Annotated in this window: 19 protein-coding genes and 3 tRNA genes; 16 read left to right on the forward strand and 6 right to left on the reverse strand. The window is 71.3% G+C overall.

Annotated elements, in window-relative coordinates; all coding sequences use genetic code 11:
* Positions 1-129: 129 nt before the first annotated feature.
* Entirely contained in the window at positions 130-2,532 is a 2,403-nt protein-coding gene (locus TAE01_RS19070; RefSeq protein ID WP_281289325.1) for a phosphoketolase family protein, read from the reverse strand.
* A 272-nt stretch (positions 2,533-2,804) separates the two neighbouring features.
* Positions 2,805-2,999 (reverse strand): CsbD family protein, encoded by a 195-nt coding sequence (locus tag TAE01_RS19075; RefSeq protein WP_147068396.1) that lies wholly within the window; start codon positions 2,997-2,999, stop codon positions 2,805-2,807.
* 132 nt (positions 3,000-3,131) lie between these two features.
* On the opposite strand from TAE01_RS19075, the gene TAE01_RS19080 reads away from it, so the two are divergent.
* The 11 genes from TAE01_RS19080 to TAE01_RS19130 all read left to right on the forward strand — a co-directional run bounded on the left by TAE01_RS19080 (position 3,132) and on the right by TAE01_RS19130 (position 10,483).
* The gene (locus TAE01_RS19080; RefSeq protein WP_147068397.1) at positions 3,132-4,184 is read left to right on the forward strand and encodes a cation diffusion facilitator family transporter; all 1,053 of its coding nucleotides are present in this window, start codon (positions 3,132-3,134) and stop codon (positions 4,182-4,184) included.
* Positions 4,181-4,693 (forward strand): methylated-DNA--[protein]-cysteine S-methyltransferase, encoded by a 513-nt coding sequence (locus TAE01_RS19085; protein ID WP_147068398.1) that lies wholly within the window; start codon positions 4,181-4,183, stop codon positions 4,691-4,693. The genes TAE01_RS19080 and TAE01_RS19085 overlap by 4 nt, the downstream gene beginning before the upstream one ends.
* 108 nt (positions 4,694-4,801) lie before the next feature.
* The gene (locus TAE01_RS19090) at positions 4,802-5,302 is read left to right on the forward strand and encodes an RNA polymerase sigma factor (protein WP_147068399.1); all 501 of its coding nucleotides are present in this window, start codon (positions 4,802-4,804) and stop codon (positions 5,300-5,302) included.
* Positions 5,295-5,903 (forward strand): methylated-DNA--[protein]-cysteine S-methyltransferase, encoded by a 609-nt coding sequence (locus TAE01_RS19095; RefSeq protein WP_147068400.1) that lies wholly within the window; start codon positions 5,295-5,297, stop codon positions 5,901-5,903. Before TAE01_RS19090 ends, TAE01_RS19095 begins: the two co-directional genes overlap by 8 nt.
* An 89-nt stretch (positions 5,904-5,992) precedes the next feature.
* A complete protein-coding gene (locus tag TAE01_RS19100; RefSeq protein WP_147068401.1) occupies positions 5,993-6,541 on the forward strand; it encodes an NUDIX domain-containing protein in 549 nt (182 codons plus the stop codon).
* A gap of 146 nt (positions 6,542-6,687) precedes the next feature.
* Positions 6,688-7,191: a SigE family RNA polymerase sigma factor gene (locus TAE01_RS19105; protein WP_147068402.1), complete on the forward strand. Its 504-nt coding sequence runs from the start codon at positions 6,688-6,690 to the stop codon at positions 7,189-7,191.
* Complete coding sequence (locus TAE01_RS19110) at positions 7,188-8,054, forward strand: hypothetical protein (RefSeq protein ID WP_147068403.1); 867 nt, start codon at positions 7,188-7,190, stop codon at positions 8,052-8,054. Before TAE01_RS19105 ends, TAE01_RS19110 begins: the two co-directional genes overlap by 4 nt.
* A gap of 39 nt (positions 8,055-8,093) precedes the next feature.
* A complete protein-coding gene (locus TAE01_RS19115) occupies positions 8,094-9,140 on the forward strand; it encodes a PHP domain-containing protein (RefSeq protein ID WP_147068404.1) in 1,047 nt (348 codons plus the stop codon).
* A gap of 116 nt (positions 9,141-9,256) precedes the next feature.
* Positions 9,257-9,329: transfer RNA gene (locus TAE01_RS19120), tRNA-Glu, on the forward strand.
* A gap of 32 nt (positions 9,330-9,361) precedes the next feature.
* A tRNA-Asp gene (locus TAE01_RS19125) sits at positions 9,362-9,435 on the forward strand.
* 91 nt (positions 9,436-9,526) lie between these two features.
* Positions 9,527-10,483 (forward strand): D-2-hydroxyacid dehydrogenase family protein, encoded by a 957-nt coding sequence (locus TAE01_RS19130; RefSeq protein ID WP_186815299.1) that lies wholly within the window; start codon positions 9,527-9,529, stop codon positions 10,481-10,483.
* 32 nt (positions 10,484-10,515) lie between these two features.
* Here TAE01_RS19130 and TAE01_RS19135 read toward each other — a convergent pair whose 3' ends face one another.
* Complete coding sequence (locus TAE01_RS19135) at positions 10,516-11,763, reverse strand: PucR family transcriptional regulator (protein WP_486388991.1); 1,248 nt, start codon at positions 11,761-11,763, stop codon at positions 10,516-10,518.
* A gap of 99 nt (positions 11,764-11,862) precedes the next feature.
* On the opposite strand from TAE01_RS19135, the gene TAE01_RS19140 reads away from it, so the two are divergent.
* Genes TAE01_RS19140 through TAE01_RS19150 form a run of 3 tightly spaced genes read left to right on the forward strand, consistent with a single transcriptional unit; the run spans position 11,863 to position 14,924 of the window.
* Positions 11,863-12,933, forward strand: coding sequence for a ferredoxin reductase (locus TAE01_RS19140; protein WP_147068407.1), 1,071 nt, complete (start codon positions 11,863-11,865; stop codon positions 12,931-12,933).
* 13 nt (positions 12,934-12,946) lie between these two features.
* Positions 12,947-14,233 (forward strand): fatty acid desaturase family protein, encoded by a 1,287-nt coding sequence (locus TAE01_RS19145; protein ID WP_147068408.1) that lies wholly within the window; start codon positions 12,947-12,949, stop codon positions 14,231-14,233.
* On the forward strand, positions 14,223-14,924 hold the full coding sequence (locus TAE01_RS19150; RefSeq protein ID WP_147068409.1) for an HAD family hydrolase: 702 nt from the start codon (positions 14,223-14,225) through the stop codon (positions 14,922-14,924). Before TAE01_RS19145 ends, TAE01_RS19150 begins: the two co-directional genes overlap by 11 nt.
* Positions 14,925-15,043: 119 nt before the next feature.
* Here TAE01_RS19150 and TAE01_RS19155 read toward each other — a convergent pair whose 3' ends face one another.
* Positions 15,044-16,480 carry a GuaB1 family IMP dehydrogenase-related protein gene (locus TAE01_RS19155; protein WP_147068410.1) on the reverse strand — a complete coding sequence of 479 codons (1,437 nt, stop codon included), beginning with the start codon at positions 16,478-16,480 and terminating at the stop codon, positions 15,044-15,046.
* Positions 16,481-16,596: 116 nt separating this feature from the next.
* Between TAE01_RS19155 and abmR the strand changes: the two genes are divergently transcribed.
* Positions 16,597-17,118, forward strand: coding sequence for an ATP-binding transcription factor AbmR (gene abmR / locus TAE01_RS19160; protein ID WP_186815300.1), 522 nt, complete (start codon positions 16,597-16,599; stop codon positions 17,116-17,118).
* Between the two features lie 87 nt (positions 17,119-17,205).
* Here abmR and TAE01_RS19165 read toward each other — a convergent pair whose 3' ends face one another.
* Positions 17,206-17,772, reverse strand: a complete 567-nt coding sequence (locus TAE01_RS19165; RefSeq protein WP_147068411.1) for a YceI family protein — start codon at positions 17,770-17,772, stop codon at positions 17,206-17,208.
* A gap of 247 nt (positions 17,773-18,019) precedes the next feature.
* On the opposite strand from TAE01_RS19165, the gene TAE01_RS19170 reads away from it, so the two are divergent.
* Positions 18,020-18,093 (forward strand) — tRNA-Phe (locus tag TAE01_RS19170).
* 652 nt (positions 18,094-18,745) lie between these two features.
* On the opposite strand, the gene TAE01_RS19175 is transcribed toward TAE01_RS19170, so the two are convergent.
* On the reverse strand, positions 18,746-19,333 hold a 588-nt coding region (locus tag TAE01_RS19175; protein ID WP_222594186.1), incomplete at its 5' end, for a transposase.

The following is a 19,333-nucleotide window of genomic DNA, read 5'->3' on the forward strand; positions in this document are numbered from 1 at the left end:
GCCACTCGGCATACGCGCCCCACCCACGGGTGCGCCTCCACGGCGGGAGTGCGCCTTCCGCGCCACACTGGTGGGACAGACCCGCACCCGTGACGCGAGCGCGCACTCCTGACCGGACCTGGCCCGGTCTCAGTCCTCGACGACGGTCGTCATGACCCAGTCGCGCACCTCGGGCATGTCCTCGAGGTGCTCGACGATGTAAGCGTGATGTCTGGCGAGCTTGGCCTCGCACCAGGTCTTGAGCTCGCTCGACCCGCGCACCTGGCGGCCGGCGTTGTTGATGGCGTCCATGACGAGGGAGTATCGGTCGACGCCGTTGCGCACGACCATGTCGAAGGGCGTCGTCGTCGTGCCCTCCTCGCTGAAGCCGCGCACGTGGAAGCGGTCGGCATCGGGGCGGCCGTGAACGAGCTGGTGGATGGCGCCGTGGTAGCCGTGGAAGGCGAAGACGACGTCGACGTGGTCGGTGAAGAGCTCCCCGAAGCGCACGTCGTCCATGCCGTGCGGGTGGCTGCGCGCCCGGGGCAGGGTCATGAGGTCGACGACGTTGACGACGCGGACCCGTAGCTGCGGCAGTCTCTTCCTGAGGATCTGTGCCGCGGCCACGACCTCCATCGTCACGACGTCGCCGGCGCAGGCGAGCACCACGTCGGGGTCGCGGTCCCCGTCGTCCGTGCCGGCCCAGTCCCAGATGCCGGCCCCGGCCGCGCAGTGCGCGATGGCCTCGTCCATCGTCAGCCACTGCGGCTGCGGCTGCTTGTCGATGACGACGAGGTTGACGTAGTTCTTCGACCGGAAGCAGTGGTCGGCAACGGACAGAAGGCAGTTCGCGTCCGGCGGCAGGTAGATGCGGGCCACCTCGCCGCGGGCGTTGAGGACGGTCTGGATGAGCCCGGGTCCCTGGTGCGAGAACCCGTTGTGGTCGTTGCGCCACGCCGTCGACGTCAGCAGGATGTTGAGGCTCGGCACCTTGGCCCGCCACTCGAGCTTGTTGGCCTCCTGGAGCCACTTGCTGTGCTGCACCGTCATCGACGCGCTCACCATGGCGAACGCCTCGTACGTCGCGAAGAGCCCGTGCCTCCCGGTCAGGGTGTAGCCCTCGAGCCAGCCGTGGCAGGAGTGCTCCGAGAGCACCTCCATGACGCGGCCCTCGTGCGAGAGCTTCTCGTCCTGCTCGAGCACGCGCTCGGCCGTCATCCGGTCCGAGACGTCGAAGACGGCGCCGACCCGGTTGCTGTTGGTCTCGTCGGGGCTGAAGAGCCGGAACGTCGTCGGGTTGCGCACGTAGAGCTCGCGCATCAGCTCGCCGATCGCACGCGTCGACTCCTCGCGCACGGACGCCGGGGACGGCACGTCGCGGGCGTAGTCCCGGAAGTCGGGGAGGTCGAGCTCGGTCGTCAGGCGGCCACCGTTCGCGTGCGGCGAGGCGCTCATGCGCAGATCACCCGCCGGGTTGGCCTGCAGCACCAGCTCGGTGGGTCTGCCCGACTCGTCGAAGAGCTCCTCCGGCCGGTAGGAGCGCAGCCACGTCTCGAGGACCGCGAGGTGCTCGGGGTTCTCCTTGACGCCCGACAGCGGCACCTGGTGCGAGCGCCACGACCCGGTGACCGGGATGCCGTCGACCTCCACCGGCCCGGTCCACCCCTTCGGGGTCCGCAGCACGATGAGGGGCCACCGCGGCCGCTCCCCCAGCGTCCAGCCGTCCGCCCTGGCCTCCTGTTGGATCTCGCGGATGCGGTCGTATGCCGTCGCCAGCGTCTGCGCGAAGCGCTCGTGCATGCCGGGCACGTCGTCACCCTCGACCTCGAGCACGTCGTAGCCGTGGCCCCCGAGGAGGCTGCGCACCTCGGCCGGGTCCTTGCGGCCGAGGACCGTCGGGCCGGCGATCTTGTAGCCGTTGAGGTGCAGGATCGGCAGCACGGCGCCGTCGCGTCGCGGGTTGAGGAACGATATGCCCTTCCACGAGCCCTCGAGCGGGCCGGTCTCGGCCTCGCCGTCGCCGACGACCGCCAGGGCCAGCAGGTCGGGGTTGTCCATGACGGCCCCGAAGGCGTGGACGAGGACGTAGCCGAGCTCGCCGCCCTCGTGGATCGACCCGGGCGTCGTCACGGAGACATGGCTCGGGATGCCGCCGGGCGAGGAGAACTGCCGGAAGAGCCGGCGCACTCCCTCGGCGTCGGCCGTCACCTTCGGGTAGATCTCGGAGTACGTGCCCTCGAGGTACCCGGCCGCGACGAGCGCCGGTCCGCCGTGCCCGGGGCCGGTGAGGTAGATCGTCTCCTGCCCCGTGTGCCGGATGACCCGGGACATGTGGGTGTAGACGAACGACAGCCCCGGACTCGTGCCCCAGTGGCCCAGCAGGCGCGGCTTGATGTCGTCGGGCACGAGCGGACGTCGCAGGAGCGCGTTGTCCTGGAGGTAGATCTGTCCGATCGTCAGGAAGTTGTTGGCTCGCCACCACGCGTCCATCGACGCGATCTCGTCGGGGGTGGGAGCGGGCACGGCAGCGGTCGTCCGGGTCTGGGTCGTCACGGCAGGGGCCTCTCGAGCGGTCGGCATCGTGCGTCCCGTCGAGCCTCACCGAGCCGGGAGGGTCCTGGCAAGGGGTCGGACGTCCCGATCCCGGCCACCCGGCATACGCCCTCGTGGATCGTCCCGGCACCTCAGGAAACCGTCACGGACTCTCATGGCCCCCTCGTCTCCCCCCAGGCCCGTCGTGGTCGCGGCGGGGTCGTCGTGGTCCGGTCGGGGACAGAGCAGTGGGCCGGCCCCCGTCGGGACCGACCCACCCCACTCCGGAAAGGTCAGCGGTCGAGGGCGTCCTTGACGTCCTTGCCCGCATCCTTGAGCTGCTCGCCCCGCTGCTTGAGGTCCGCCGAGGCCTGGTCACGCTCGCCCTCGGCCTCGAGTCGCTCGTTGTCGGTGACCTTTCCGGCGGCTTCCTTGGCCTTGCCCTTCAGGTCTTCACCCATGTTGCTGGCCTTGTCTTCGATTCCCATGTCGGGGCCCCTTTCGCCTTCGATCGGATACCTGTGCCCCTACCCGGTCGCCGTGGTTCGCCACCACGTCCGAAGCGGCAGTGACCGTGGTCACGCGTCGATCTCGTCGGTGGTCTTTGCGACACTGGAGCCGTGACGACGATCCCGAACCCCGCCTCCGAGCCCCCCGCCGCACCCTCCCGGGCGCCGCAGACGCGAGACCTCAGCCGGTTCGCCTACCTGTCCATCGTGGCCGCCGTCGTCACGATCACCCTCAAGGTCATCGCCTGGCGCATCACCGGCTCCGTGGGGCTGCTCTCCGACGCGGCCGAGTCGGTCGTCAACCTCGTCGCCGCGATCGCCGTGCTCATCGCGCTCAAGGTGGCGGCCATGCCCGCCGACAAGAACCACCACTTCGGCCACACCAAGGCCGAGTACTTCTCGGCGGCCGTCGAGGGGATGATGATCTTCGTCGCGGCGCTCGTCATCATGTACACCGCGGTCGAGCGCTTCCTCAACCCGCAGCCCATCGAGAACGTCGGGCTCGGTCTCGCCATCTCGGTCGTCGCCTCCGCCGTCAACGGGGCGGTCGCCGTCGTCCTGCTCCGGGCCGGACGCCGCTACCGCTCGCTGACGCTCACCGCCGACGGCAAGCACCTCATGACCGACGTGTGGACCTCGGCCGGCGTCGTCCTCGGGGTGCTCCTCGTCGGCCTGACGCACGTCGAGCGGCTCGACCCGATCATCGCCTTCCTCGTCGGTGTCAACATCGTCTGGACCGGCTGGAAGCTCGTCCGAGAGTCCACCGAGGGGCTCATGGACATCTCCATGCCCAAGGAGGACAACAGCGCCATCGCGGAGATCCTGTCGCGCTTCGTCACGCGCGAGGTCCACTTCCACGCGCTGCGCACGCGCGTCGCGGGGCACCACCGCTTCGCCGAGGTCCACGTCCTCGTCCCGGGCGCCTGGACCGTCCAGCAGGGCCACGACCTCGTCGAGGAGGTCGAGGAGACCGTGCACCGCGAGTTCGGCGACATCGCCCTGACCTGCCACCTCGAGCCTTCCGAGGACCCCCGCGCCTACGGCGACTACACCGCCGAGTTCCCCATCCCGACGCACGACGACATCGTCGCCGCGCACGGGGCGCCGGGGACGACGGGGACGACGGGGACGCCGCGGCCGGGTCGGGGCGACGACGGAGCATGAGTCCCACGCACGTCGTCGTGCCGTCGCCCATCGGTGACCTCACCGTCGTCGCCGAGGACGGCGCCGTCACGCACCTGCTCATGGATGCCGCGAAGTACCGACCCGAGGACCCTGCGGTGCTCGGCGAGGCCGGAGACCCGGGCGAGGAGCCGTTCGCGGCGACGGTGGTGCAGCTCGCCGCCTACTTCAGCGGCGCGCTGACCGAGTTCGACCTGCCGCTCGCCCCACGCGGCGACGAGTTCCACCAGCGGGTGTGGGCGCTGCTGCGCACGATCCCCTACGGCGAGACCCGCAGCTACGGCGACCTCGCGAGGGCGCTCGGCGACCGCAACCTGGCCCAGGCGGTCGGCACGGCCAACGGCCGGAACCCGATCGCCGTCGTCGTGCCGTGCCACCGGGTCATCGGCGCCGACGGCTCCCTCGTCGGGTACGCCGGTGGCCTCGACCGCAAGCGCTACCTCCTCTCGCTCGAGGAACCACCCGCCGACGAGTCCGGCCGCCTCTTCTGACCCTTCCCTCTCCGGATCTCCGGTCGCCGGCGGGGGTCGAGCGACGGCGTCGGCCCGTCCGTCACACTGGGGACCTCACACTTCCGCGGGCCGGAGCGTCTACAGGGCATGAAGCATCCGTTCGAGCAGGCCGTCACCGAGCACGGGGCCGTGGTGCTGCGCGTCTGCCGCGCCGTCCTCGGACCGGCGGAGGCCGACGACGCGTGGTCCGAGACCTTCCTCTCGGCACTGCGGGCCTGGCCCGACCTGCCGGACGACGCGAACGTCCGGGCGTGGCTCGTCACCATCGCGCACCGCAAGGCCGTCGACGTCGTCCGAGCCGGCGCGCGTCACGCGGTCCCGGTCGCCGAGGTGCCCGAGGCCGCCGCCCCACGCGCCGACGAGCCCGAGGAGTCCCTGCCCGACGGGGAGCTCTGGGGCGCCGTCGCCGCCCTCCCCGAGAAGCAGCGCCTCTGCGTGGCCTACCACCACGTCGCGGGCCTGCCCCACCCCGAGGTCGCCCGCATCGTCGGCGGCACGCCAGCGGCTGCGCGCCGTGCGGCGGCCGACGGCATCGCGCGCCTCCGGTCCACCTACGCGCCCCACGGAAGGGTGAGCACCCATGTCTGACAACCCCATCCAGCTCCTGACCACCTCGTCGCCCGGCGACGACGAGCGCCTCGCCTCGTTGCACGCCACCCTCGTCGAGCGGGCGTCGGGCGAGTCCTCGCTCGACGCCTCCTACCGTGTCGTCGACTCGCCCGTGGGTCCGCTCCTGCTCGCGGCGACCGCGAAGGGCGTCGTCCGCGTCGCGTTCGAGGTCGAGGACCACGACCGGGTCCTCGAGTCGCTCGGGGCGTCCGTGGGATCGCGGATCCTGCGCGGCGGCACCCGGCTCGACGCCCTGGCCCGTGAGCTCGACGACTACTTCGCCGGACGGCGCCACGCGTTCGACGTCTCCCTCGACCTGCGCCTGGCGCGGGGTTTCCGTCTCACCGTGCTGCGCCACCTGAGCGAGATCCCCTACGGCTCGACCGAGAGCTACGGCGAGGTGGCCGTGGCGTCGGGCAGCCCGCGGGCCGTGCGGGCCGTGGGATCGGCCTGCGCGACGAACCCGCTGCCCATCGTCGTCCCGTGCCACCGCGTCGTGCGGTCGGACGGCTCGCTCGGCGGCTACCTCGGCGGCCTGCCGGCCAAGGAGCGCCTGCTGGCCCTCGAGCGGGCGGCCTGAGGGGGACCGGCCACGGCGCTCGACGAGGTGCCCGCCGCCCTTCCGCCGGACGGGTGGGACCATCAGGGCATGCGCCCTGGAGAGCCGACGTGACCTGGCCCGTGCATGAGACCCGTGTCGTCTACGAGAACCCGTGGATCAGGGTGCGTGAGGATGCCGTGACCCGCCCGGACGGGAGCGACGGCATCTTCGGCGTCGTCGAGGTGCAGCGCCCCGCGGTCTTCGTCGTGGCCCTGACGGACGACGACGAGGTCGTGCTCGTCACCCTCGACCGCCACACCGTCGGCACGTCGGTCGAGGTCCCCGCCGGGGGCACCGACGGCGAGGACCCCCTCGTCGCGGCCCGGCGCGAGCTCGCCGAGGAGACGGGGCTCGTCGCCGGGAGCTGGCGGCAGGTGGGAACGATGAACGCCCTCAACGGCATCTGTCGAGCGCCGGAGGTGGTCTTCCTGGCGACGGACCTGTCGCCCGCACCCGACACCGACGACACCGCGGCCCGGCGCGAGGAGGGCATCCGCGACGTCCGCCCGGTCCCGCTCGCCGACGTGCTCGGCCTCGTCGCCGACGGCACCATCACCGACGGCGAGACGATCGCCGCCCTGATGTTCGCGCTCGTGGCGCTGGGGCGCGTCGCCTGAGCGGGGGCAGCCTCTCGGCCACACGGCATACCCCGCGAAAGAGCCGGCGGGCGGGTGCAACGGTTCGGCCGTCCCATGTGTCCAAGGGGGTGTACGACACTGACACGTACGCGATCGGCACCAGCGACCGGAACCGGCAGGAGCTCATGAGACGGAGGGACGAGGCGGCGTTCCGCACCTTCGTGGAGGAGCGGCAGACGATGCTGCGCCGACGCGCCTACCTGCTCTGCGGCAACTGGGCCGACGGCGACGAGCTCGTCCAGGAGGCGCTGGCCCGCGTCTACGTCGCATGGCCCCGGATCGCCACCGGCGCGGAGACCGCCTACACGAGGCGCACGATGATGAACCTCTACCTCAACGACCAGCGCAAGCGTCGCCGTGAGGTCCTGACCGACGAGGCTCCGGAGCCCCCGACGACCGACCACGACCGCGAGCTCGCGCTGACCCTGACCGACCTGCTGCACGACCTCCCCGAGAAGCAGCGCGCCGTGCTCGTGCTCCGCTTCTGGGAGGACCTCACGGTCCCCCAGATCGCCGAGTGCACCGGCGTCGCCGAAGGAACGATCAAGAGCCACATCTCGCGAGGCCTCGCCGCCCTGCGCGGCCGGCTCGCCGAACCGCCACTGACCGGGGCAGGAGCCTTGCCATGAGCGACGACACGACGCGGGGTCAGGGCGCCGCTCCGGAGGAGGGCGAGCTGCAGCTGCGAAAGGCGCTGTCCACGATGAACGACCTCGAGCCACCTCGCGACGACCTCTTCGCCCAGCGTGCCCTGATGCGCGGCCGCGCCCGCACGTCCCGACGCCGCTCGACCCTCCTCGGCGCCGCGGCCGCCGTCGTGGTCGTCGGAGCCGTGGGCGGTGCGTGGGTGACCTTCGACCACGGAGCCTCGTCGACAACCGCGAGCGCGGGTTCCGCCGGGGTGCAGAAGGACTCGTCCGGCAGCGCGGTCCAGGGCAACGGGTCCCGGGGCCCCGAGTCGCTCTCCGGGAACGGCGCGGGGGCCGTCCCTTCGGCGCCGCCCGCTCGCGACACGACCCGCTGGTTCGGCACCCTGTCGACCCCGCAGACCAATGCCTTCACCGCCATCGAGCCCACGGTGGCCTCACGCTGGCCGCAGGTCTTCTCGGGGGCGTATGCCGTCGACGCCGCGGGTGCCCGCGTGGCCGTCGTGGTCACCCGCCACGACCCCGGCCTCGAAGCCTTCGTCGCCCGGGCGATGCCGTCACCGACCGATGTGGAGTTCGTCGTCATGAGTCATTCGCTCGAGGAGAAGCAGAGGGTCGCCAAGGAGATCGTCGACCAGCGAATGCTGTGGCGCTCCAAGGGAGTCCAGATCATCGCCGTCCAGCAGGATGCCCGCACGGACCAGGTGGTGGTCCTGGCCGACGAGGGCCCCTCGCCGGGTCTCGTCGAGCAGCAGTACGGCGACATCGTCCGCGTCGTCCCCACCACGCAGACGGCCCCGGGCAGGCTGCCGGACGGGAGCACGCTGCCGCCCCTGCAGCAGTGAGACCGCTCTCGGTCGGTCGGCGCGGTTAGGCTGCTCGACATGGAGCAGCCGACACCTCCGCAGGCACCGATCAGCCCGATCGACGCGCTCCGCCGCATCTGCTTCCTCCTCGAACGAGGCCGTGAGAGCAGCTACCGCGTCGATGCCTTCCGCACGACGATCGAGGCGATCACGCTCATCGGCGACGCGGAGCTGAAGGAGCGGGTCGAGGCGGGAACCCTCAAGCAGATCAAGGGAATCGGCGACTCGAGTGCCGCGATCATCGGGCAGGCCGTGCGCGGCGTCCTGCCGGCCTACCTCGTGTCCGCGGAGGAGAAGCACGGCGAGCCGTTGACGCGCGGCGGGGCCGAGCTCTACGCCGCCCTGCGCGGCGACCTGCACGCGCACTCCAACTGGAGCGACGGCGGCAGCCCCATCGAGGAGATGGTCCTGGCGGCAGTCGAGCTCGGTCAGGAGTGGATGGCCCTGACCGACCACTCCCCCCGGCTCACCATCGCCAACGGCCTCTCGCGCGAGCGCCTCACCGACCAGCTGAAGCGCGTCGAGGCCATCAACGCGAGCCTCGGCGACGCCTTCACCCTGCTCAAGGGCATCGAGGTCGACATCCACCTCGACGGCACCCTCGACCAGGACGACGACCTGCTGGACCAGCTCGACGTCGTCACGGCCTCGATCCACTCGAAGCTGCGCCAGCCCTCGTTCGAGATGACGCCCCGCATGGTCGCGGCGGTGCGCAACCCGCACACCAACGTGCTCGCCCACTGCACCGGACAGCTCGTGACCGGCGGCCGCGGCAAGCGGCCGCCGTCGCAGTTCGACGCCGAGAAGGTCTTCCGAGCCTGCCTCGAGAACGACGTCGCCGTCGAGATCAACTCCCGTCCCGAGCGGTGCGACCCGCCGGACGAGCTCATCGAGCTGGCACGCGACCTCGGCTGCCTCTTCACCATCGACTCCGACGCGCACGCCCCCGGTCAGCTCGACATGAAGTCGCTCGGCTGCGAGCGCGCCGAGCGACTCGGCATCACCGCCGAGCGCATCGTCACGACGTGGCCGGTCGAGGACGTCCGCGCGTGGGCGAAGGGCTGATCCGGCACCCCGTCCGACACCCTGTCCGGCACCCCTCGGAGGGGCCTCGGGAGCCGATTTGGTCGGTGCCAGAAACTCCCATATAGTTTCGACGTCCCAACGGATAGGTCGGGCAGGTCCCCATCGTCTAGCGGCCTAGGACTCCGCCCTTTCACGGCGGCAGCACGGGTTCGAATCCCGTTGGGGATACGCAGTACAGTTCGACACGCACCACCCAGTAAGGCCCCGTAGCGCAGTTGGTTAGCGCGCCGCCCTGTCACGGCGGAGGTCGCCGGTTCGAGCCCGGTCGGGGTCGCTTCACACCAGAAGCGCCGCTCTCAGCAGAGAGCGGCGCTTCTGCCGTTCCGGGGCCGGCCGCGCCGCACCCGTCTCCTAGGGTGGGCTCCGTGCGGATCGCGGTGCTCGACGACTACCAGGGCGTGGCCCTGACCAGTGCGGACTGGTCGCCCGTCACCGACCGTCCCGGCTCGCCGTGCAGCGTCGACGTCTTCCGCGACCACGTCGGCGAGCCGGACGCCCTCGTGCGGCGGTTGGCCCCGTACGACGCGGTCGTCGTCATGCGCGAGCGCACGCCTCTGCCCGCAGAGGTGCTCGGGGCCCTCCCCCGCCTGCGCCTCGTCGTGACGACCGGCCGTCGCAACCCGAGCATCGACCTCGCGGCGGCCGCGGCGGCGGACATCACCGTGTGCGGCACCGACAGCCTGGCCACCGCTCCGGCCGAGCTGACGTGGGCGCTGGTCCTGGGGCTGGCCCGACGGCTCGTACCGGAGGCCACCGGCGTCCGCGAGGGCGGCTGGCAGACGACGGTGGGCCGTGACCTCGCCGGCCACACGCTGGGCCTGCTCGGCCTCGGGCGCATCGGCAGCCAGGTGGCGGCCGTCGGTCAGGCCTTCGGCATGGACGTCGTCGCCTGGAGTCGCAGCCTGACGCCCGAACGCGCCGGGGCCGTCGGCGTGCGCGCCGCGTCGCTCGACGAGGTGCTGACGGCGTCGGACGTCGTCTCGGTCCACCTCGTCCTCGCCGAGAGCACGCGCGGCCTGCTCGGCGAGCGCGAGCTGGCCCTCATGCGACCCGACGCCCTGCTCGTCAACACCTCTCGAGGGCCCATCGTCGACGAGGTCGCCCTGCTGGCAGCGCTCGAACGGGGTCACCTCGGCGGCGTGGGCCTCGACGTCTTCGACACCGAGCCGCTGCCGGCCGACCACCCGCTGCGCACCGCGCCCCGCACGCTCCTGACGCCGCACCTCGGCTATGTCACGCACGACGTCTACGCGACGTTCTTCGGCGGCGTCGTCGAGGACCTGACGGCATACCTCGACGGCTCTCCCCTGCGCACCCTCTGAACCGAGGGCGTATGCCGTCCGCCCGGTCGCGCTCAGCGGTGGCCGGCGCGCAGGACGAGCTCGAGCTCGAACCTCACCTCGGGGTCGTCGAGGCCGTCCCCGAAGAGCTCCTTGAGCTGGGCGACCCGGTAGCCCACCGTCTGCTGGTGCACGAAGAGCTCCTCGGCGATCGGCGCTCGCTGCCCCTGGTGTCGCAGCCACGACAGCAGCGTCTCGGTGAGGCGCTCCCGGACGGCGGGCCGCAGCCCGTCGAGCGGTGCGAGGCGCGTGCGGGCGAGGTCCTCGGTGGCGAGTGGTTCGGCGAGCACGACGAGCTCGGCGAGGTGGTCCTCGACCCAGACCGGTGAGCCCGCGCCTGCCGGTCCCGACCTGCCGGCGTCGGCGGCCCCGTCCCCCGTCCCGGCGGCCGACCCGACGGCGTGGGGGTCGCTGTGGCCGACGCCGTGCGCCCCCGCGGACGTCGCGAGGTGCAGCGACTCACCTGCCTGCTGCCACGGACGAGGCGGACCGACGATGGCGCGGCGCCCACGCAGCGCCCGCGCGAGGTCCCGCCGGCGCGCGGTGCGGCCGGCCGAGGGGAGGACGATGACGACGTCGCTGCCACGCTCGGCGACGAGGGCGTCGGGACCCAGCGCCGCCCGCAGGCCCTCGACGTACGGGGACGGCACGAGCGCGACCACGACGACCTCCGGCAGGGTCCAGCCCACGGCGGCGGACAGGCGCGGGACACCGCCCTCGCTCGAGTCGCCCCGCAGGATCATCTCGAGCAGCTCGGCGCGCAGGCGCACCTGCTCACCGGCCCGCTCGGACTGCTCCTGCGCGTAGCCCTGGGCACTCGCGGCCGACAGCTCGTCGATGTAGGCGAAGAGCGACTCACCGAGCGAGAGGAGGACGTCCGGAGGCAGCTGCGAGACGTCGACCGTGCGCGAGATCGCCCGGAAGGTGACGCGGGCCCCGTAACGGTAGGCCGCGAGGAGCGACTCGAGGCTGCGCCCGGAACGCACCTCTCCGCGACCGAGGTTCTCGTAGACCCACTTGCCGTCCTCCGACAGCGCGGGCAACCGGGTCCCGGGCAGGTCGAGGAAGCGGTTGAGCGCGATGGTCACACCCTGGCGCACCCCCTGGCCGAAGCGACCCTCCATGGGCATCGCGTAGACCGGTACGTCCCGCGGGATGCCGGCGATGATCGCCTCGACGATGTCGCGGACGACCGGTCGCAGCACGACTGCCACTTCGGCGGGCAGAGACAACCACGGCGGGTCTGATGTGTCCTGTGCCACGTCGGCCTCCAGCAAATTGTCGTGACGCAACAGTTTCTCGCGTCAAAGAGTACGCGTCGCCCCAAGACGTGCGGACCCTGTGAACACCATGATGGAACCATGACCCAGTTCCGTGCTCTCCGACGTGTGGCGTCGATCCTGACGACCCCGCGCGAGCCCGAGGACTTCCTCAACCTCGTCAACCCGCTCTCGTCGGCGCGCCAGCTGCGCGGCGTCGTGACCAAGGTGGTCCGCGAGACCGCCGACTCCACGACGATCCACTTCCGACCGGGCCGCGGGTGGAACCCCCACGCCGCCGGCCAGTGGGCCCGCATCGGCGTCGAGATCGACGGCGTGCGCCAGTGGCGCAGCTACTCGCTCTCGGCCGCCGTCGGGCACGACCCGGCCATCACGGTCACCGCGATCGGCTACGTCTCGACGGCGCTGGCACGCGACACCAAGGTCGGCGACATCCTCTTCCTCGACACCCCGCAGGGCGACTTCGTGCTCCCCGAGCACCCCAGGCCCCTGCTCATGCTGACGGCCGGCAGCGGCCTGACGCCGGTCATGTCGATGATCCGCACGCTCGTGCCGCGTCGACCCGACGCCGACGTCGTGCTCGTGCACTCCGCGCGGACCCGCGACGAGGCCCTCTTCCACGACGAGCTGCTCGAGCTCGCCGACCAGTTCCCCGGCCTCACCGTCAGGCACTGGTTCACCCGCGAGGAGGGCGCCAGGCGCCTCGACCTCTCGGACGTCACCGACCTCGAGACGCTGTGTCCCGACTGGCGCGAGCGCGCGGCATACGCCTGCGGTCCGACCGACTTCCTCGACGCGGCCACCGAGCTGTGGCTGCACGACGGGGACGACGCCACCCACACCAACCTCACCATCGAGCGCTTCGCGCCCGTCCTGCTGGAGGGATCCGGCGGGGAGGGCGGACTGCTGACGTTCGAGAAGTCCGACAAGGAGGTGGAGGCGGGCGGCGACGTCCCCCTCCTCGAGGCCGGCGAGGACTGCGGCGTCGTCATGCCGAGCGGATGCCGCATGGGCATCTGCCGCAGCTGCCTCGTGCCGCTCGTCGCGGGCAGGGTCCGCGACCTGCGCACCGGTGAGGTGCACGGCGACGAGGGCGAGCTCATCCAGACCTGCGTCAACGCGGCCGCCGGACCTGTCCACCTGGACATCTGAGAAGGGAACCACCATGACTGCCACCACGAACCGACCGACGACGACGCCCCGCGAGGACGCCGCCGCCGGTGTCGTCCAGGGCACCGCCCCGACGACCCGGCCCCGCAAGCCGGTCCTCGCGGCGTCCGGCGGACCCGCCAAGCGGCCGAGCGCCGCGGCGCACCTCAGCGACGCCGACGTCGAGCAGCTCGGCAAGGAGCTCGACGCCCTGCGCGACCGGATCATCGCGACCCGAGGCGCGTCCGACGCGGCCTACATCCGTCGCGTCATCCGCGTCCAGCGCACCCTCGAGGTCGCCGGTCGCGCCACCCTGCTGCTGTCGCGGAAGAAGACGGCGTTCGTCGCCGGCACCGCGATGCTCTCGGTCGCGAAGATCCTCGAGAACATGGAGATCGGCCACAACGTCCTGCACGGGCAGTGGGACTGGATGCGCGACCCCGACATCCACTCCACGACGTGGGAGTGGGACTTCGTCACCCCGGCCGCCGCCTGGAAGCACACGCACAACGACCTGCACCACACGTGGACCAACGTGCTGGGCAAGGACAAGGACGTCGGCTACTCCATCCTGCGCATGGACGAGGACCAGCCGTGGCACCCCGGCAACCTCGGCAACCCGCTCTACAACATGATCCTCGCGCCGTTCTTCGAGTGGGGCATCGCCATCTACGACCTCGAGCTCGAGGCGGTCAAGGACGGCGAGAAGTCCAAGGAGGACCTCAGGAAGGACCTCAAGGCCATGGGTCGCAAGGTCGTCCGCCAGTTCACCAAGGACTATGCGGCGACCCCGCTCGCCGCCGTGCCGTTCGGCTCGGGCAAGCAGGCCCTCCTCGGCACCTTCACGGCCAACGCGATCCGCAACGTCTGGGCGCACTCCGTCATCTTCTGCGGCCACTTCCCCGACGGTGTCGACACCTTCACGGAGGAGGAGATCGAGGGCGAGACCCGCGGCGACTGGTACATCCGCCAGATGCTCGGCTCGGCCAACATCTCGGGGTCCAAGCTCATGCACCTCATGACCGGCAACCTCAGCCACCAGATCGAGCACCACTGCTTCCCCGACCTGCCGAGCAACCGCTACCACGAGGTCGCGGTCGAGATGCGCGAGATCTGCCAGCGCTACGGCCTGCCCTACACGACCGGCCCGCTGCCGAAGCAGGTCTACCAGGCCTGGGCCAAGGTCTTCCGCCTGGCGCTGCCGAACCGTCCGCGACCGTTGCCGAAGACCACCACCCGCGCCGTCAACGCCCCGGTCCCGCCGCGGCGCTCCGCCCTGCCGATGGTGGCCAGTGTCGGGTGACGCCGGGGCACGACCGGTCCCCACGGCCGCCTTCTTCGACCTCGACCGCACCCTGATCCGCGGGTCCGCCAACTACCCCCTGGCGATCGCGGCCTTCCGCGGCGGCCACGTGCCGTGGAGGGACCTCGTCAAGGACACCGTCAACGCGATCTCCTTCCACCGCAAGGGATCCACCGACGAGGGCTCGGAGGCGCTGCGCGAGCGCATCCTCCGGGCCGTGGCGGGCATCCCGCAGTCCGACATCATCCACCTCACCGACGCGATCGTGCCGGGCATCGTGCGCAAGGCGATCCCGGCCTCGATGGGCCTGCTGTCCGAGGCACGCGAGGTCGGGCACGACCGCATCGTCGTCTCGGCCTCTCCCATCGAGCTCGTCAGCCGCATCGCGACGGCGCTCGGGCTCGAGGGCGCCGTCGCCACCCGCAGCGAGCTCGACGAGCAGGGCCGCTACACCGGTCACCTCACGGGCGAGTTCTGCTACGGCGCGGGCAAGGTCGTCGAGATCGAGAAGCTCGCCGCCGAGCGCGGCTACGACCTCGACCGGTGCGCCGCCTACAGCGACTCGATCAGCGACCTGCCGATGATGGAGCGCGTCGGCACGGCGGTCGCCGTCAACCCCGACGGTGAGCTGCGCGAGGTGGCCCGGGAGCGCGGCTGGCGCGTCGTCGAGGTCGGCCGCAAGCGCCACTGACCCCCACCACCCCCTCGCAACACACCGAGCAGTCGCCAACCCCTGCGGCTACAACCGCAGTGGTTGGCGACTGCTCGGTGTGTTGCGGGGGAAGAGGGCGGGGGTGCGGGCGGGCGAGGTCACCAGGAGGTGTGCAGGGGGCGGCCCTCGGCGAAGCCGGCGGTGCTCTGGAGGCCGACGACGGCCCGCTCGTGGAACTCCTCGAGAGTGCGCGCACCGGCATACGTGCAGCTGCTGCGCAGGCCGGCGACGATCTCATCGATGACGTCCTCGACGGAGGGGCGCGCCGGGTCGACGTACATGCGCGCCGTGCTGATGCCCTCCTCGAAGAGGGCCTTGCGGGCGCGGTCGTACTCGGTGTCGGTGGCGGTCCGGTTGCGCACCGCGCGCGACGACGCCATGCCGAACGACTCCTTGTACTGCCGGCCGTCGTTGTCGGTGTAGAGGTCTCCGGGCGACTCGAGCGTGCCGGCGAACCACGAGCCGATCATGACGTTGGAGGCGCCGGCGGCCAGCGCGAGCGCGACGTCACGTGGGTGGCGGACCCCGCCGTCGGCCCAGACGTGCTTGCCGAGATCCCGGGCAGCCGTGGCGCACTCGAGCACGGCCGAGAACTGCGGGCGACCCACGGCGGTCATCATGCGGGTCGTGCACATCGCGCCGGGACCGACCCCGACCTTGACGATGTCGGCACCGGCCTCGATGAGCTCACGGGTGCCGGCCGCCGAGACGACGTTGCCGGCGACCACGGGGACCCGCGGGTCGAGGGCCCGCACCGCCCGCAGCGCCTCGATCATCTTGTCCTGGTGCCCGTGGGCGGTGTCGATGACGAGGACGTCGGCGCCCGTCGCCAGCACCTCGGCGGCCTTGGCGGCCACGTCCCCGTTGATGCCGACGGCGGCGGCGACGCGCAGCCGCCGGGCTCCGTCGACCGCGGGTGCGTAGAGTCCCGCGCGGATCGCGCCGCCACGGGTGAGGATGCCGACGAGCTCGCCGTGCTCCGAGACGACAGGAGCGACCTTGCGCCGCGCGGCGGACAGGCGCTCGAAGGCCTCCTGCGGGTCGATGGAGTCGGGCAGCACGACCATGTCCTCGTGCATGACGTCGTGCACCTGCGTGTAGCGGTCGACGCCCGTCAGGTCCTTCTCGGTGACGATCCCGACCGGCTTGGGGCCGTCGACGACGACCGCTGCCCCGTGGGCCCGCTTGCCGATGAGGACGAGCGCCTCTCCCGCGGTGACGTGCCGCTCGAGGGTGATGGCGGTGTCGTGGACGAGGTCGCGCTGCTTGACCCAGGCGACGACGTCCCGGACGACCTCGACCGGGATGTCCTGGGGGATGACGGCGATCCCCCCGCGCCGGGCGACGGTCTCGGCCATGCGGCGCCCCGCGATGGCGGTCATGTTGGCCACGACGAGCGGGATCGTGGTGCCCGACCCGTCGACGGTCGACAGGTCGACGTCGAGGCGACTCGTCACCGACGAGCGGCTCGGGACCATGAAGACGTCGTCGTAGGTGAGGTCGAGCTGGGGCTGGAGACCGTTGAGGAACTGCACGGTCACCAACTCTAGGCGTCGCCGACCGCCCGGGGGGTCCGGCGGGTAGCCGCCGACCCCCTCTGCCGTGGGCGTAACCCTTTGAGCTCTGCCAGTAATGGAGTAATGCTGATTACATGATTACGAACGAAGCACTGGAGCGGGTGCGCGGCTGGTTCGTCGGCCGCCTGCCCGAGGAGTGGCGCAGCACCGCGCCCGACATCACCGTCGACCGCGAGGAGATCACCGTCGTGCTCACCGTCGCCGACGTCGACCTGCCCGACGGGTCGAGCGACGCCGAGCGCGACGAGGCCCGCGCCGGCCGAGCCAAGGCCTTCCGGGAGGACACCCGGGGACGCCGCATCGAGATCGCGCGCGAGGCGGAGCACCGCTTCGAGCGCAAGGTCTCCTGGGCCGTGCGGGTCGGTGACCGCACCGAGCTGTTCACCCACGTCGCCGCCCCTGCGATGACGCGGCTGCGCCAGCCCGAGCGGCTCGTCCTCGACACCCTCGTCGACTCCGGGGTCGCCCGGTCGCGCGCCGAGGCGCTGGCCTGGTGTGTCAAGCTCGTCGGCCAGCACGAGAGCGACTGGCTCGGGGAGCTGCGCGAGGCCATGTCGCACGTCGCCGACGTGCGCACCAAGGGGCCGGCCGCCTGAGCAGCCCGCCACGTCGGTTCGAGGTGTCGGCGCGCCACCCGGCGCGACGGCATACCTCGAACGCGGGCGCCCAGCCCGGCCCGGAGCTCAGCCCTGCTGGTCGCTGCCGCGCTTGACCGCCGAGATCTCGAACTCGAGCGAGATCTTCTCGGAGACGAGGACGCCACCGGCGTCGAGCGGCATGTTCCACTCGAGGCCGAAGTCGCGGCGGTTGATCCGGCGCGACCCCTCGAAGCCCGCGCGCAGGGCGCCCTGCGCGTCGGCCTGGACGCCGACGAGCTCGATGGGGATCGTGACCGGCTTGGTGACGTCGCGGATCGTCAGGTTGCCCGAGACCATGTAGGCGTTGTCCTCGACCTCTTCGATGTGCGTGCTCTCGAAGCGGATCTCGGGCCACTTCTCCGCGTCGAAGAAGTCGCCGCTGCGCAGGTGGTCGTCGCGCTGCTGGTTGCGCGTGTCGACGCTGGCCACCTTGAGGACGACCTCCGCGTACGACGCGGACATGTCCTGGAGGTCGGCGTAGAAGCGCCCCGTCACGTCGTTGAACGACCCACGGACGGTGGTCACCATGGCATGGCGCGCCGAGAACCCGATCCGGGTGTGGGCCGGGTCGAAGTCCCAGTCCCCGCTGAGCGCGGATCCGTGGTCGGTCATGGTCTCTCCCCTGCGGGTCGATGATGGAGTCGCGGCATCGTCTCACGACCGAGGATGCTTGAATCTTTCACTCGGCCGGCGTCGATGGCAAGAGCCACGCCGCCCACGGCCGCCGATCGGCCGAGTCCCTCCTCGCCCGCTCCCTGCTCGCGACGACGAGCGCCGTCGTCGCCACCGTGGCTCGGGCCTCTGGGAGACGGTTTGCGAGAAGGTCCGAGGGGTCGGCTATAGTTCCACTCGTTGTCCCGGCCAGGTAGCTCAGTTGGTACGAGCGTCCGACTGAAAATCGGAAGGTCGGCGGTTCGACCCCGCCCCTGGCCACAACCCGAAACCGCAGGTCAGAAGCCTCTGACCTGCGGTTTTGTCGTTTCCTGGGCTGTTCGGCCAGCCGCTCGGCGGCTCTACCGAGTAACCGTCAGTGTCCACGACACGCCGAGGATCGCCGCGAGTTATCGCACGAGTTATCGCACGCCGTCTCGACGTCAAGACATCAGCCAGGACGACCGGGAGCTCGCTACCGAGGTCTGGGGCTCGAGCGTTCGGGATGGGAAAGACAGCGTCATTGCACGCTCGACTCATCAGCCTCGCCGGCAGCGTTGTCAGGCGCCGCGCCGTCCCTAACGGAGTCCGACGGACCGTCCATGTCGGGCGGCCACCCTCGACGCGAGCCGGACGCGGCCTCGGATCCGGAGGTCCTCCCCCACCAACCCCATGTGCTCGCTCTTTACCGGACATCAGCGTGAGGTGTTTAGCGTCAAGGGCTGAGCGGGTGCCGGTGTCCTCGTCGTCGGTCCCTGCATAGCTAATCGAGTTCGTGCTCGGCAGCGTGTGATCGGGTTGTGTCGACGACGGGACGGGGCGGCCTGCGATGTCCGACGAGATACCGCAAGGGTTCTCAATGCCGCAGAAGGCTCACCCCGCCCCAGCTCTTGGTGGTTAGCGCCTCGTGCTGGTGGCTTGGTACTGGATCTCGTTACGCAGCAGCGGTGCCCGTGGTCTCCTTCCACCTCGTGGTGCCGTGGGCGGCGATGACCGGGTCCCACGCGCGCTGCTGGGTGACGACGGCGTACAGCTGCCGCAGGATCGCTGCGGCGACCGCGGTCTGGGCTTGGGTCGGGGTCAGCGGGTGGTGCTCCCGGCTGGTGAGGTGTCGGTAGCGGGCGGCGTACACCCGGTTGGTCTGCAGGCATCCCCATACCGCCCGCCACGCCGCGACGCGCAGCTGCGGGCGTCCGGCGCCGGTGACCCGGGCTTTGCCGGTGAACGTGCCGGACTTGCGTTCCCGCGGGGCCAGGCCGGCGTGCTTGACGACGGCCCGAGCGGAGGTGAACCGGGTCAGGTCGCCGGTCTGGGCGAGGATCGCCGCGGCCCCGACCGGGGACAACCCGTCGATGCTGGTGACCAGCGCCGTCAAGCCGAGCTCATCGAGCACGGACACCATCCGCGCCTCGATGTCGGCGAGCTTGGCCCGGGCGTCGTCCCAGTCGGCCAGGGTCCACTCGAGCCGCTCGAACACCGCCGGCCGGTGCGCCACCACGCCCGCACCGTCGGTCAGGGCGGT

Source organism: Terrabacter aerolatus (genome assembly GCF_007991735.1).
Taxonomy (GTDB): domain Bacteria; phylum Actinomycetota; class Actinomycetes; order Actinomycetales; family Dermatophilaceae; genus Terrabacter; species Terrabacter aerolatus.